This window comes from Maribacter flavus, assembly GCF_008386635.1.
In the GTDB taxonomy this organism is placed as follows: domain Bacteria; phylum Bacteroidota; class Bacteroidia; order Flavobacteriales; family Flavobacteriaceae; genus Maribacter; species Maribacter flavus.
Genome location: NZ_VUOE01000001.1, coordinates 1,352,928 through 1,366,963 on the forward strand (window position 1 = coordinate 1,352,928; position 14,036 = coordinate 1,366,963).

Consider the following 14,036-nt stretch of genomic DNA (forward strand, 5'->3'; position numbering starts at 1 on the left):
AAAAGACCCGACGTGCATTTGGCATGTCGGGTCCTAATAATAGGAAAAATGAATTGGTTCCGGGGGAATACGGGACGAATTAAAAACTTAATTTTTATAGAATTTGGTGCTTTTATAGGTTTCGCCATCCTTAACTTGAAGGATGTACATTCCGGTGGCGAGATCGGCCACCTGAATAGGCCCATTGTTTACCTGACCTATTTTTAATTCAATTCCGGCAGAAGAGATAATTCGATACATTGCTGAATCACTTAATTCGGTCAGAAGGCTTATTTGGTTTATTGCAGGATTGGGATATACGGAAAAGTTGATGCCTTGGTCCGTACTTAGAGTCTGGAATACATCCAAGGGCCCTACCATGGTGTTGGTTCCTTCGAAGGTAAACCTGTATTCCATACCAAATTCCGAGGCCATATTTTGAGAGCAAAAGGTCCTAACCCGCACTATGTAGGCTTCGTTCTGAACCAAACCTGATAGGGCCTTTGAATGAGTCGTGGTAAAGTCTGAAATCCACGTATCATCCTTTTCGTTTCTGTACTGGATTTCATAGAGACCATCCGCCATTTCGTCCCATTCCAAGGAAATTTCTTTTTCAAGCGCGTTTGCCAGTGCCAATCCCATGGGTGCCTCCAAACTACATTCCGTAAAGGAAGCTCCCGAAACGATCAAGGAAAAATCCTGTTCATCCTGCAATAACCCTCCTTTATGGGAAACAATGATAGTATACGTGCCTTGGGCATTAGGTATTTCAATTTTCTCAAATGGATCTACCACATTATCGCCTTGTTCAGCTGGAGCATTTGGGTTTTTGGGATTCAGTTTCCAGGGAAGAAAGGTTCTTCCGTTTTGGGTTATTCTGATGTCCAAATCGTTTACGAGTGCGGGTGTACCATCGTTCAACGTTCCCCGATTTATATATTCCGATGCAGGATCGGTCCATGAAATGGAAGCCGTAAGTGTCTCGCCAGCTGTTGCCTTAATCGTAAATTCAAATGTTTCTCCCGATGCCAAGGTACTTTCCGAAACATACGTACTAAAATCCTTTTGAAACAATAGCTCTGCAGCCTTTTTTGCATTCATCACGCCCCATCCCATCTTATAATCCGGACCCGGAGCATCCACGTCATCCGCGGTATGCAAAGCCAAGCCTTTTAGGGTGGCGGCCTTTAAATAAGAGCCATAAAGTTGTTCGTTATACTGTTGCAGTAACAATAGGGCACCTGTGACGCCTGGTGTTGCCATGGAAGTACCCGAGGATACATCATAGCTGGTATCTCCTTTCGCATCTGTTGAAATAATGGAGGATCCGTCTCCGGCCAAATCGGGTTTTATTCTTCCATCGTCCACAGGGCCATAACTGCTATAGGACGATACCGATGCTTCTTTTAAGTTTCCCCTTATATCGATTCTAGTATTGGATCCCGCCACAGTAATCCCGTTTTTGGCCACGGTAAACCCCAGGAGCAAATCGAAACCATCTTCACTATTTCCAAAAATAGGGAATTCGTTATCCCCACTATGCCGTGCATTCCCCGCCGCCGTTACCATAAGATAGTAGGGGGCGTTGAACATGATATTGTCCCAGTCCTGGGCTACCTTGATATAGGAACCAAAATACCAATCCGGTACTCGGTCCGATTTTATGCCGTAGGAATGATTGGATAACAATAGACCGTTTGCAGCGGCAGACGCAACCTCAATCTTGTCCCGAGTCCAGTCATGGGAAAGCACATGGGCCCTATAGGCAACTCCCTGGGCATCCCTTTTTATCCCTGAGGAAATCAAACTTCCCGTGACCATGGTGGCATGCGCATCGATTTCGGTGCTTTCGTCATAAATAATTGCCCGATCATCAAATTCTTGGTGGGAGGTCAGCGCAACTCCCGCATCCCAAACCCCTACCTGCATTCCCAAACCGTCCAGATCCAAATTTAATAGTCCATTGCTATGCAGTGCAGAAGCCCTGGAAGCTTGGCTGGCATTATCTGCATAAGTTTCATAATAAATGGGGCTTCCATCCTGACCAATTTCCTGTAATTCCACCTTTTTACCGTCGGGCAAAACCTCTTTTATTTTCAGTTTATTCGCTTTGGCCATAGCCAAAATCTTGGACCTATTGGCTTCATAATCGAATTCAAGGTCAACTTGCATGGAACCAAATTTGGAAAAATCATATTCCTGCTTAATTAAGGACTTAAATTCCTTTGATTGCGCAGCCATTCGTAGGCTTCCAAAAACAAGAAAAAAGAGAAGCGAAATCTTTACGCCCCTATGGAAAAAATAATATCTATAGTCCATAACATAAATAAATTATGTAAGATTTGGACTACAATATTATTGAATGACTCGAATCGGGAAATTCGGTACATCCATAAATTCGATGAACTACATAGTAGTTTTAAAAAGGGTGTTGTGAAAGTATCTTTTTTTGATGTTTGTAAGGTTATTCCTTCTTTTTATTTGTTCAACTTTAAAACGATATATACGGGAAAATGATCGCTATAACCGCCCAGGTATTTCCTTCCTACAAAGGTCCTAAAAGGATTACCCTTATATTTTCCCTTTAGTTCCTTTAGAAAATCCTGGTCAAAGATATTGGCGGTGTCAAAACTATGGCTTCCCTTTTCATATTTATAGAATCTATGGGAGAGTAGTATTTGGTCAAAAAGACTCCAGGTTTTTTTATAACTGGCGCTACCCCGGGATTTGGGTATATGAAGGCTTTCCATCGGGTTGTGCAACCCCGTATTTTGTAAAAGGGACTGGATGCTACTGGACGAGGGGTCGTCATTGAAATCGCCCATTACGATATACTTAGGGTCGGTTTCATCCCTTTGAATAGCGACCATCTTTCTTTTTATAACCTCGGCTGCGGCAATTCTCTTATATTCGGTGCTTTCCACACCCTCCCTTCTTGAAGGCCAATGGTTTACGAACAGGTGTATTTTCTCGCCATTCAGTAGTCCGCAGACATAGAGTATATCTCTGGTAGTATCACGTTCTCCATCTGGATTGCTGATTATAAGTGGAATTGCTCCGGAGGTGAGCACCTTAAAATATTTTTTGCGGTAAATGAGCCCTGTGTCGATTCCCCGTTCATCGGGAGATTCATAGTGTACAAAATCATAATCCACATCCTCTAGAGGCTCCGTTTCAATCAGGTCCTTTAAGACAGAGCGATTCTCAACTTCGGCAACGCCTACTATTACGGGTGGATATGGATTTGCGAATTGTCCTATGCCAAATATGGTCTTGGCTAGACCGGATAATTTCTTGCGATACTTCTTCTGGGTCCAGTTCTTATATCCGTCCGGGGTAAAATCTTCATCCAACGTACGGACATTGTTCTTAGGGTCAAAAAGATTCTCCAAATTGTAGAAGGCAATGGTATATAAATGTTTGGAAGTTTTCTTTTTGAAGAATGGAAATCGCATGTCCTTTTTTTAAGGGGCCATAAAATTACTAAAATAGCATAGGCGGTTTTCCGTAATTTTGCACTTTACATATATATGTTAGAGAAGAAGACCATAGAGTACGAAAAGGCAGTCCTTATTGGAATCATCAATAGGGAACAAAACGAAGAGAAAGTAACGGAGTATCTAGATGAATTGGAGTTCCTTACCTACACGGCGGGTGGGGAGGTCATAAAACGTTTTGTCCAAAAAGTGGACGTCCCCAATCCAAAAACACTTATTGGCAGCGGGAAAATGGAAGAGGTAGAACGTTTTGTGGAAGAAAACGAAATTGGTTCCGTCATTTTTGACGATGAGCTTAGCCCTGCCCAACAGCGGAACATAGAAAAACAATTGCGGTGCAAAATTATAGACCGTACCAGCCTTATTTTGGACATCTTTGCCCAACGAGCTCAAACCAGTTATGCCAGAACGCAGGTAGAGTTGGCACAGTATGAATATCTATTGCCCCGCCTCACCGGTCTGTGGACCCACTTGGAAAGGCAAAAAGGGGGTATCGGGATGCGAGGTCCGGGTGAAACGGAAATTGAGACGGATAGACGTATCGTCCGCGACCGAATCACCTTGCTCAAAAAGAAACTCGAAAAGATTGACCGACAAATGGAGACCCAACGAGGGAACCGAGGCTCCTTGGTGCGTGTCGCTTTGGTAGGATATACCAATGTGGGCAAATCCACCCTAATGAACGTCATCAGCAAAAGCGAGGTTTTTGCGGAAAATAAACTTTTTGCCACGTTGGATACCACAGTTAGAAAAGTGGTATTGGGCAATCTTCCCTTTTTACTAAGCGACACCGTAGGGTTCATTCGCAAACTCCCTACCCAACTGGTAGAAAGCTTTAAAAGTACTTTGGACGAAGTACGTGAGGCCGACCTTCTACTGCATATCGTTGACATTTCCCATCCCCAATTTGAGGAACATATCCATTCGGTCAACGAAATCCTTACGGATATCAAAAGCTCCGAGAAAAAGACCATTATGGTCTTTAATAAAATTGATCAATATACGAATGAGGTTATTGCCGAAGATGATCTCATGACCGAGAAAACCTCCAGACATTTTACCATTGAGGAATGGAAACGCACTTGGATGGAAAAAGTGGGCGATAGGGCCTTGTTCATTTCCGCTTTAAATAAAGAAAATCTGGATGAATTCAGAAAACGGGTGTACCAGGAGGTCAGGGACATACATGTGACACGTTTTCCCTACAATAATTTCCTTTATCCGGAGAATTTGGACGAATACCAATAGCCATTTAAAGACTTTGGTGTCGTTCATCGATCAAATCAAACCTCTCATATTTTACACCACATTTTGGATTGGGTTCACAACATAAATGCGGTACAAATTGAATCTAGGCCGTACCTTTACTCTGTGTTTAAGTGATAGTGTTGACCCCAAATCAGTATTTAACTTCTTAAGCTAAAAGTAAAAACCCCAAGTTTTACGATACCTACTTAACCAAAAAGCCCTCCTAAAAAGGAGGGCTTTTTATTCTAATAATACTAGTCTTTTCCTAGAAAGCGTAGTTAAGACCAAACAGCACATACGTCTGTAGATCGTTCTCCACGTCATCAAAGGAAGTAGCCGTTGCCGGTGTTTGGTTCAAGGCATAGTTTAGGGCCTCTTGCTTGTTATTCCTTAGACCGAACTCAAAACCGAGTCCAATGCCATTCCAAAGCGTATAGCCAAAGGAATTGATCCACGTGTAATTGGACAAGTCACCGCTTTTATAGCTTTGGAACATAGAAAGATTGGTCTTAAAGTTAACGGCACCTATTTTTCTGGTGTAATCCGCCACGATCTTGGCTCCCAAAGAAGACTCAAAAACAGCGTCGTTCTTGCTAAACACAAAGTTGTAGTTCAAGGGATGGATGACCACTACCAAATCCGTAATTGGGGTCCACGTAGCACCAACTCCCAAATCCAAATAACCAGGATCGTTGAAATTGCTCAATAAGGTGGTTCTGTACTCGCCCAAACCGGATATGGCGAATTTTTCGCTCAATTTTTGACCGTACAAGGAGGAAATAGTAAATACGTCCGATGCCTGTCTGAAGCTGTCATCATCGCTAGGGTCATCCTTGTCATCGAACTTAACCCAGGCAAGATTTACGTTCATGGAGTTTCTCCAAAAAAACTTCTCCTGCTTTAGGTTTGCGAATCCGTTTACGGTAACACCAATATTTCCGGAAGAGTTGTTGGGAGAACCTTGGGCATACCAGTTGTTGAAATTGGTCAAGTTGGCTCCTATGGTACCAAAAGCACCTTTTTTCCAGCCCGGAAGTGCGTCAATTTTTGCCTGAATGGCGTCTACCCTACCCTGAATAGCGGCAATGGAATCCTTTTTAGGGGCCATCTCCGCTTTTAATTCCGCTTCGGTCTGTGCAAATCCAAAAGCGCATCCCAAAAGAAGGAATGTAACTAAGAAAGTGTTTTTCATGATTTAGTGTTTATTTCAATTAGACACCAAATTTACGAATAGTCACTTTTTAGATATAGAAATTGACTGATTATTTACGCTTGAAAAGGGGTACAGAAGAACAGGCTTCCCCGTACATGATGGACTTGGCCACTTTCTGCAGTTTTTGTGTCAAAAAAATGTAGGCGTTCGGGGGAACCGGTCTTTTACTACAACCCTTTACAATTATAGGGATATCTTGGTATGGGGAAAGGTCCAAAGTATTTATGACATCGTAGTAAAGTGCGGTCTCCAAATCCTCCAGTGAACCCTGTACAATTCTTTTGGCGATAGGTTGTAATTTGGTCGTAATCAACATAAACGCCCATCCGGGCACAATGGCATCACTGGAACAAGTTAGCGCCACATAACAGTCCTGATATTGGCTCCAATCATACTCCTCCAGAGCTGTCCTGAACTCTTTTTCCCTCAGAATAATGCCTTCGTACAACCAGTACTTTATGTCCAAAAGTTTCCGTTCACCGGTAGGATAATGGTCTTCCAGGTTGAAAGTGAACAGTTTGCTGTTAGCGACCCGATTGATGATTTCCTCTGCCATACCATTCCTTATTTGGCCGAAATTTATAACAATCCCAGTTCCAACTTAGCCTCCTCGCTCATCAAATCTTGGGTCCATGGAGGGTCGAAGGTAATCTCTACCTCGGCGTCCTTGATGGCATCCAAGGATTTTACCTTTTCCTCCACCTCCACTGGAAGTGTTTCGGCAACCGGACAGTTGGGGGAAGTCAAGGTCATCAATATTTTAACCTCCTTGTCCTCATTGACCAGTACATCATAAATTAGTCCCAATTCATATATATCCACAGGAATCTCAGGATCGTAAATGGTCTTGAGCACCTTTACGATTTTCTCCCCCAATTCTGAGGTATCCGTTCCTACTACTTCTTCGTTCATATCTATTACTTTATTTGGGTTTGATAGGCCACTGCATAGAGTTTCAACTGCTTGATCATACTCACCAGTCCGTTGGCCCTTGTGGGCGATAAATGTTCCTTAAGTCCTATTTTATCTATAAAATCGGTGTCAGCCTCAATGATATCCTTAGGTTTTTGGTTGCTGAATGCACGTATCAAAATGGCGATGATTCCTTTGGTGATAATGGCATCGCTGTCCGCTGTGAACACCAATTTATCATCCTGCAATTCTGCATGCACCCACACCTTACTCTGGCAACCTTTGATGATATTGTCATCGGTCTTATAGGCATCTTCAATCAAAGGTAACGACTTGCCCAATTCTATCATATATTCATAACGCTGCATCCAGTCATCAAACATGGAAAACTCGTCTATAATTTCTTCCTGTATTTCTTTTATCTGCATGTATTGTTTTCTACAAAAATACAATAGGAATTCTTGGTAATCAAAAGTTTAGTCTTACTCTAACAAATTGCCTTACAACAACATGTTTCGAGCCCTTTGTACACCTTCGACCAAAGTATCTACTTCGGCCATAGTATTATAAAAACTAAAGCTGGCCCTTACCGTACCCGGAATTTTATAAAAATCCATGATGGGTTGGGCACAATGATGGCCGGTTCGTACGGCGATGCCCAATTTGTCCAAAATAGTGCCAATATCATAGGGATGTACCCCCTCGATATTGAAGGAGATGACCGAGGTCTTGCGTTGTGCCGTACCATATATTTTGAGTCCCTCTATTTTCAGAAGCTCACTGGTGGCATAGGCCAGTAAATCGGCCTCATATTCCGCTATATTCTTAAATCCTATTTGGTGCATGTAATCCAGTGCCGCACCAAAAGCGATGCCTCCACAAATATTTGGGGTGCCTGCTTCAAACTTATGGGGGAGATCGGCATAGGTGGTTTTTTCGAAGGTCACTTCAGCAATCATTTCCCCACCCCCTTGATAGGGCGGTAGTTTATTCAACCATTCCTCTTTACCATAAAGCATACCTACTCCGGTAGGGCCGCATATTTTGTGGGCGGAGCAGGTATAGAAATCCACATCCAACGCTTGCATATCGGCGACAATATGGGATGCGGCCTGTGCACCGTCTATCAATACTGCGGCACCCACACCATGGGCCTTCTTAATTATTTCATCTATAGGATTAATGGTTCCCAAGGCATTCGATACATGGTTACAAAAGACCACTTTGGTTTTGTTGGACAACATTTTTTCATATTCCTCCATCATCAAATCCCCTTCCATGTTCATTGGAATAACCTTCAAAATGGTCCCTGTTCGCTCGCACAACATTTGCCATGGCACAATGTTGGAATGATGCTCCATGGCAGAGACTATGATTTCATCGCCGTCTTCCAATAACGCAGCAAACCCGTTAGCGACCAAGTTGATGCTATGCGTTGTTCCCGAGGTAAAAATTATTTCATAGGGTTTGGCCGCATTAAAATGCTTCTGGATTTTTATTCTGGCCTGCTCGTACTTATCCGTTGCCTCCTGTGAAAGGGTGTGAACGCCTCTGTGGATGTTGGCATTGTAGTTTTCATAATAATCCACGATGGCTTCAATGACCTGTTTTGGAGTCTGCGAGGTCGCCGCATTGTCCAAATACACCAAAGGCCTGTCATTGACCTTTCTCTTTAGGATGGGAAAATCTTCGCGTATCTTATTTATATCCAACATATCGATGTATTGATATACAAAGATACCCGATAGCCAAGACATATAGGGTATTTGAAGATTTGAAAGTTTATTAATAAAAAGCTAAAACCCATTCGGACTTATAAATATGTTTATCCCCTTTGCAATCATGCGGATAAAACCTTACATTTTGATTAAAGACTATTTCACATTAACCTTAGATTACTAGAAAAACTCCAATTTTATATTGCAGATCACTTAAATAAATAATTCAACGATAATTGTATGGAAGCGTTATAGTTCTGTGCTCCTTGCAAGGCATTCAACCTATTTCGAAGCCCGATATAAAACCTTGGGGATATGGAGAAATTGTCGTTTAATATAAGTCCTAGTCCCACAGCCGCGCCATAATCCAATTGAAAATCCCCAGAAATCACAGCCCTTCTTTCTGCATTTATATTCTGGTCCAAATCCTTGATTTTTGTTACCTGATTGAGCAAAAATCCAAATTGAGGTCCAAACTCCAGGTCTATACGGTCATTTAGCGCAAACTTTCCCAAAATAGGTATCGTAATGAAGTTTAATTGAACGTTGGTTCTAAAATCGTTCTCTTCGCCAACAGCACCATTTGTCTGGATGGCGGCCAGATCCGTACTATATTGAAATCCCTGGGATGAATACATAAGCTCTGGCTGCAACTTAAATGTATCGGAGAAATCAATTTCCATAAAAATGCCACCGTGACCTGAAAATCTAAACTTTAGCCCATCCGTAAGGTCACCTACAATGGAAGAATAATTGAGTCCCCCTTTTAACCCAAAATGTGCCTCTTGTGCCTTTACACCTAGGTCTGACAATAAAAAAAGGGCCATTGTAATAATGGCCCTTAAATATCTATTATTATGTTTCATAGCACTTCTATAAGTCGAACCCTAGGTTCACCCCTAATTTATTCGCTATTAATTTATTGATCCGTGTTTTGAGTTCCGGAATCCGAACCGTTGCCAATACGTTGTTCGCAAAGGCGTACATCAATAGGGCACGTGCCTCTTTTTGGGGTATTCCACGAGTCTGTAGATAGAACAAGGCATCTTCATCCAATTGCCCAATGGTACATCCGTGGGAGCATTTTACGTCATCGGCAAAAATCTCCAATTGCGGTTTGGTATTGATGGTCGCCTTATCACTGACCAAAATATTGTTGTTCTGTTGGAAAGCATTGGTCTTCTGGGCAATTTTATCCACTATGATCTTACCATTGAAGACCCCAGTGGAACTGTCTCCATAAATCCCTTTATAATCCTGATGGCTTTCGCAATTGGGCTCTATATGGTGTACCAAAGTATGGTGGTCCACATGTTGTTTATCGCCCAAAATGGTAACGCCTTTCATAGTGGAGTCTATGTACTCCCCATTCTGATAGAAATTCAGGTTATTTCGTGTCAATTTCCCTCCGAAAGAAAAGGTATGCACCCTTACCACACTCTTATCCTTTTGGTCGATATAGGTATTATCGATTAAAGAAGCCGTTGGTGCATCGTTCTGAATTTTATAATAGTCCACTATACCGTTTTCCGCTGCAAAAATTTCAGTCACGGAATTGGTCAATACTTCATTGCCGGTTAAGCTTTGGTGCCGTTCAATAATCTGCACTTCGGCATTCTCCTCCACAATGATCAGATTTCTGGGCTGTAACATCAAAGAAGCCTCGTTCCCAGTGGCAAAATGTAGGATTTCTATAGGTTTCCTTGGCATTTTGTTCTTGGGAATGTAAATGTAGGCCCCTTCCCTACTGAATGCCGTGTTCAAGGTTGTCAATGATTCATCCTTGGATGCTACTTTGTTAAAGTAAACATCGATTACGGGCTGGTACATGGGTTTTGTCAACGCTGCGCTCATCAAACAAATGTCCACACCGTCATGGGTGGTCTCCGAAAGGTAGGAACTATAGATTCCGTCGATAAACACGATTTTATAGGTGTCTATCTCGTGCAGAAAATATTTTTTGACATCCTTATACTCCAAGGCATTCTCCTCTTTTGGGAAGATGCTAAAGTCTATTTTCTGAAGACTGTTCAAGGATGTGTATTTCCACGCTTCCTCCTTTTTGGTGGGAAAACCTTTTTTTTCAAAATTCTTTATAGCTTCCGTACGTACGTCGTGAACGGGATGCTCCACATCCACGTTGTTCTCGAACGCCATAAAGGAAGAAATCAATTTATCTTTTAAATCCATATTTTTTAGTATTGAGTAGTTAGTATAAAGTGGTTAGTTTTTGATATTTCCCACCTCGTACTTAATACCTTGTACTTTTTACCTTAAATGGCAGCTTCCTGCTTTAACCAATCGTATCCCTTTTCCTCCAGTTCCAGGGCCAATTCCTTGCCTCCGGACTTTACGATTTTACCATCGTGCAAAACATGGACAAAATCGGGCACGATGTAATCCAACAATCTTTGATAATGGGTGATAACCAATACCGCGTTGTCCTTACTTTTTAATTTGTTAACCCCGTTTGCCACTATTCGCAACGCATCAATGTCCAATCCGGAATCGGTTTCGTCCAAAATTGCCACTTTTGGCTCCAACATGGCCATTTGAAAAATCTCATTTCGTTTCTTCTCCCCTCCTGAAAATCCTTCGTTCAAGGAGCGGGACAAAAACTTGCGGTCTATTTCCAACAATTCCGATTTCTCACGGATCAATTTCAGCATCTCGTTCGCTGGCATATCTTCCAAGCCCTTTGCCTTTCTGGATTCGTTGATAGCAGTCTTCATGAAATTGGTAACCGATACGCCAGGAATTTCCACGGGATATTGAAAGGAAAGAAAGATTCCCTTATGCGCCCTTTCCTCCGGAGCCACATCCTCCAAATCCTCACCGTCCAATTCCACGGATCCTTCAGTGACCTCAAACTCTTCCTTACCGGCTATTACTTCTGCCAAGGTACTTTTCCCAGAACCATTGGGCCCCATGATCGCATGGACCTCACCGGCCTTTATTTCCAGGTTTATTCCCTTTAATATCTCCTTGTCATCTACCTGCGCATGCAGGTTTTTAATTTTCAACATAGTCTGTTACTTTAAAAATTCAGGTGCCTTTGGCATTTTATTAAAATCGTCCTTTTGATGTTGTACGTACACCTTAGCGCCCATTTCCTTTACAAATGTTTCAAAATCTTCCATGCTTGCCAGTGTTTCTTCCACATCATAGTTAAAGCTAGGGACTCGTCTGTGCTCCCTATTTTCGTATAGATGATATAAATCTCCAGACAATAGTGTGGGTCCGTTTTCCGGCAGGTCCAGAAACAGGACCTGATGCCCTGGTGTATGGCCGGGCATGGATTTTATAATGACACTTCCATCGCCGAAAACATCATAATCACCTTCTAGTTTCTTAATCTTATCCAATTGCTGTATCGCCTCATAGATGCCTTCACCACTATTCTTGACATCTTCGCTGGTGACAAAATCATATTCCGGACCTTGTACCAACCATGTGGCATTTTTAATGGCATTGGCATGACCGCTATGATCAAAATGGGTATGGGAAAGTGCTATATAATCGATGTCATCTGGTGTTAATCCAATTTTCTTCAATTGGTTTACCACACTATCCTGTCTAGATACGGTAAATGCCCCGGCATCGTCTGTATAAGCAGGTTGTCCTACCAACATTTCCGGAAGGCCGGCATCCCACATCAAGGTTCCTTTGGGATGTACCACAACATAGAAGGGATCCGCGAACTCCTTTGTTTGGCCCTGGTAGGTAGTATCCTGTGAAAATAATTGAAGATTGTTTACCATGATGGTACCTCCATCCAAAGTATACAGCTTTATTTCTGGGGCTACTTCTTCAACAACCTCCGTTTTTTCTTCCTTTTTTATCTCCTTGCATGAAAATGCCACCATGGCGACCAAGGAAAGAAGTATGTATCTCTTCATTTTAATGTAATTTGATTAGTGTATTTCTATTGTTCAATTCGATTTCAAATAAACTGTACACATCTATTAAATAGACTTATTCCATCGCAGAAAAGTCGGAATGGATGGAATGCGTACGATTCTAACCAACGGAACCTTCCAAACTTATTTCCAATAATTTTTGTGCCTCTACCGCAAACTCCATAGGTAATTTGTTAAGAACTTCCTTACTGAATCCGTTTACAATCAGGGCAATTGCCTTTTCCGTATCGATTCCCCTTTGGTTACAATAAAAAATCTGGTCTTCCCCAATTTTACTAGTGGTTGCCTCATGCTCAATTTGGGCCGACTTGTTCTTCGCCTCGATGTAGGGGAACGTATGTGCCCCACACTCGTTGCCCATCAACAGGGAATCGCACTGCGAAAAATTCCGAGCATTGTCCGCACGGCTGTTGATCTGTACCAGACCTCTATAACTATTCTGTGATTTACCTGCGGAAATCCCTTTGGAAATGATGGTACTCTTAGTATTCTTGCCCAAATGGACCATTTTGGTACCTGTATCCGCCTGTTGAAAGTTGTTGGTGACCGCAATGGAATAAAATTCCCCTATGGAGTTATCCCCTTTCAATACACAGGATGGATATTTCCAAGTAACTGCCGACCCCGTTTCCACTTGGGTCCAGGAAATCTTGGCATTCTTCTCGCAAAGTCCTCGTTTTGTAACGAAGTTGAAAACACCCCCCTTACCTTCCTTATCACCAGGGAACCAGTTTTGTACCGTTGAGTATTTAATTTCGGCGTTGTCCAAAGCGATAAGCTCCACCACGGCCGCGTGCAATTGATTTTCATCCCGTGATGGCGCGGTACAACCTTCCAGATAACTAACATAACTTCCCTCATCGGCGATGACCAAAGTTCTTTCGAACTGACCCGTACCGGCTTGATTGATCCTGAAATAGGTGGAAAGTTCCATGGGGCATTTAACCCCTTTCGGGATGTAACAAAAGCTACCATCCGAAAACACGGCAGAATTCAAAGCGGCGTAGAAATTATCTTTCTTTGGAACCACGGTTCCCATGTACTTCTTGACCAATTCTGGATGCTCTTGTATCGCTTCTGAAATGGAGCAAAAAATTATACCTTTTTCGGCCAAGGTCTTTTTGAAGGTTGTCGCTACGGATACGGAATCCATCACGATATCCACAGCCACACCGGCCAATTTCTTCTGTTCGTCAATGGAAATCCCCAACTTTTTGAAGGTTTCCAACAACTCTGGATCTACCTCGTCCAAACTATTGTATTTAGGCTTTTTGTTGGGGGCCGAATAGTAGGAAATAGCTTGGAAATCCGGTTTTTTATAACGGACGTTCGCCCATTCCGGCTCCTCCATCTCTAGCCATGCCCTATAGGCGTCCAAACGCCATTGGGTCATCCAGTCCGGCTCGTCCTTCTTTTTGGAAATCGCAATAATAATTTCCTCATTAAGACCCACAGGAAGGGTATCCGATTCTATATCCGTATAGAAACCATATTCGTATTCCTTGGTTTCCAGTTCCTTTTTTAATTCTTCTTCAGTATATGCCATATC

13 protein-coding genes are annotated in these 14,036 nt (G+C 42.4%); 1 reads left to right on the top strand and 12 read right to left on the bottom strand.

The features are described from left to right. Positions 1 to 87: 87 nt before the first annotated feature. The gene (locus F0361_RS05960) at positions 88 to 2,298 is read right to left on the bottom strand and encodes a S8 family serine peptidase (protein WP_154917631.1); all 2,211 of its coding nucleotides are present in this window, start codon (positions 2,296 to 2,298) and stop codon (positions 88 to 90) included. 158 nt (positions 2,299 to 2,456) lie between these two features. Beyond that, complete coding sequence (locus F0361_RS05965) at positions 2,457 to 3,434, bottom strand: endonuclease/exonuclease/phosphatase family protein (protein WP_138256538.1); 978 nt, start codon at positions 3,432 to 3,434, stop codon at positions 2,457 to 2,459. A gap of 75 nt (positions 3,435 to 3,509) precedes the next feature. On the opposite strand from F0361_RS05965, the gene hflX reads away from it, so the two are divergent. Further along, positions 3,510 to 4,724 carry a GTPase HflX gene (gene hflX, locus F0361_RS05970; protein WP_138256539.1) on the top strand — a complete coding sequence of 405 codons (1,215 nt, stop codon included), beginning with the start codon at positions 3,510 to 3,512 and terminating at the stop codon, positions 4,722 to 4,724. A 265-nt stretch (positions 4,725 to 4,989) separates the two neighbouring features. Here hflX and F0361_RS05975 read toward each other — a convergent pair whose 3' ends face one another. The 10 genes from F0361_RS05975 to sufB all read right to left on the bottom strand — a co-directional run bounded on the left by F0361_RS05975 (position 4,990) and on the right by sufB (position 14,033). Beyond that, the gene (locus tag F0361_RS05975) at positions 4,990 to 5,916 is read right to left on the bottom strand and encodes a DUF3078 domain-containing protein (protein ID WP_138256540.1); all 927 of its coding nucleotides are present in this window, start codon (positions 5,914 to 5,916) and stop codon (positions 4,990 to 4,992) included. 70 nt (positions 5,917 to 5,986) lie between these two features. Continuing rightward, complete coding sequence (locus F0361_RS05980) at positions 5,987 to 6,493, bottom strand: DUF2480 family protein (protein ID WP_154917632.1); 507 nt, start codon at positions 6,491 to 6,493, stop codon at positions 5,987 to 5,989. A 23-nt stretch (positions 6,494 to 6,516) separates the two neighbouring features. Further along, positions 6,517 to 6,849 carry an SUF system Fe-S cluster assembly protein gene (locus F0361_RS05985; RefSeq protein ID WP_154917633.1) on the bottom strand — a complete coding sequence of 111 codons (333 nt, stop codon included), beginning with the start codon at positions 6,847 to 6,849 and terminating at the stop codon, positions 6,517 to 6,519. Between the two features lie 5 nt (positions 6,850 to 6,854). After that, positions 6,855 to 7,277 carry a SufE family protein gene (locus F0361_RS05990; protein WP_154917634.1) on the bottom strand — a complete coding sequence of 141 codons (423 nt, stop codon included), beginning with the start codon at positions 7,275 to 7,277 and terminating at the stop codon, positions 6,855 to 6,857. A gap of 72 nt (positions 7,278 to 7,349) precedes the next feature. Continuing rightward, positions 7,350 to 8,564 carry an aminotransferase class V-fold PLP-dependent enzyme gene (locus F0361_RS05995; RefSeq protein WP_154918507.1) on the bottom strand — a complete coding sequence of 405 codons (1,215 nt, stop codon included), beginning with the start codon at positions 8,562 to 8,564 and terminating at the stop codon, positions 7,350 to 7,352. A 212-nt stretch (positions 8,565 to 8,776) separates the two neighbouring features. Then, positions 8,777 to 9,433 carry a porin family protein gene (locus tag F0361_RS06000; protein WP_154917635.1) on the bottom strand — a complete coding sequence of 219 codons (657 nt, stop codon included), beginning with the start codon at positions 9,431 to 9,433 and terminating at the stop codon, positions 8,777 to 8,779. A gap of 7 nt (positions 9,434 to 9,440) precedes the next feature. Beyond that, the gene (sufD, locus tag F0361_RS06005) at positions 9,441 to 10,757 is read right to left on the bottom strand and encodes a Fe-S cluster assembly protein SufD (RefSeq protein ID WP_138256545.1); all 1,317 of its coding nucleotides are present in this window, start codon (positions 10,755 to 10,757) and stop codon (positions 9,441 to 9,443) included. An 83-nt stretch (positions 10,758 to 10,840) separates the two neighbouring features. After that, on the bottom strand, positions 10,841 to 11,593 hold the full coding sequence (gene sufC / locus F0361_RS06010) for a Fe-S cluster assembly ATPase SufC (RefSeq protein WP_154917636.1): 753 nt from the start codon (positions 11,591 to 11,593) through the stop codon (positions 10,841 to 10,843). Positions 11,594 to 11,599: 6 nt separating this feature from the next. Beyond that, on the bottom strand, positions 11,600 to 12,466 hold the full coding sequence (locus F0361_RS06015; protein ID WP_138256547.1) for an N-acyl homoserine lactonase family protein: 867 nt from the start codon (positions 12,464 to 12,466) through the stop codon (positions 11,600 to 11,602). Between the two features lie 121 nt (positions 12,467 to 12,587). Next, a complete protein-coding gene (sufB, locus tag F0361_RS06020) occupies positions 12,588 to 14,033 on the bottom strand; it encodes a Fe-S cluster assembly protein SufB (RefSeq protein WP_138256548.1) in 1,446 nt (481 codons plus the stop codon). Between the last annotated feature and the right edge of the window lie 3 nt (positions 14,034 to 14,036).

Excerpts from the sequence above, each read along its gene's own strand:
- F0361_RS05990 (WP_154917634.1), bottom strand. The coding sequence starts at position 7,277 with ATGCAGATAAAAGAAATACAGGAAGAAATTATAGACGAGTTTTCCATG.
- F0361_RS05985 (WP_154917633.1), bottom strand. The coding sequence starts at position 6,849 with ATGAACGAAGAAGTAGTAGGAACGGATACCTCAGAATTGGGGGAGAAA.
- sufC (WP_154917636.1), bottom strand. The coding sequence starts at position 11,593 with ATGTTGAAAATTAAAAACCTGCATGCGCAGGTAGATGACAAGGAGATA.
- F0361_RS05965 (WP_138256538.1), bottom strand. The coding sequence starts at position 3,434 with ATGCGATTTCCATTCTTCAAAAAGAAAACTTCCAAACATTTATATACC.
- F0361_RS05980 (WP_154917632.1), bottom strand. The coding sequence starts at position 6,493 with ATGGCAGAGGAAATCATCAATCGGGTCGCTAACAGCAAACTGTTCACT.
- hflX (WP_138256539.1), top strand. The coding sequence starts at position 3,510 with ATGTTAGAGAAGAAGACCATAGAGTACGAAAAGGCAGTCCTTATTGGA.
- sufD (WP_138256545.1), bottom strand. The coding sequence starts at position 10,757 with ATGGATTTAAAAGATAAATTGATTTCTTCCTTTATGGCGTTCGAGAAC.
- sufB (WP_138256548.1), bottom strand. The coding sequence starts at position 14,033 with ATGGCATATACTGAAGAAGAATTAAAAAAGGAACTGGAAACCAAGGAA.
- F0361_RS06015 (WP_138256547.1), bottom strand. The coding sequence starts at position 12,466 with ATGAAGAGATACATACTTCTTTCCTTGGTCGCCATGGTGGCATTTTCA.
- F0361_RS05995 (WP_154918507.1), bottom strand. The coding sequence starts at position 8,564 with ATGTTGGATATAAATAAGATACGCGAAGATTTTCCCATCCTAAAGAGA.
- F0361_RS05975 (WP_138256540.1), bottom strand. The coding sequence starts at position 5,916 with ATGAAAAACACTTTCTTAGTTACATTCCTTCTTTTGGGATGCGCTTTT.
- F0361_RS06000 (WP_154917635.1), bottom strand. The coding sequence starts at position 9,433 with ATGAAACATAATAATAGATATTTAAGGGCCATTATTACAATGGCCCTT.
- F0361_RS05960 (WP_154917631.1), bottom strand. The coding sequence starts at position 2,298 with ATGGACTATAGATATTATTTTTTCCATAGGGGCGTAAAGATTTCGCTT.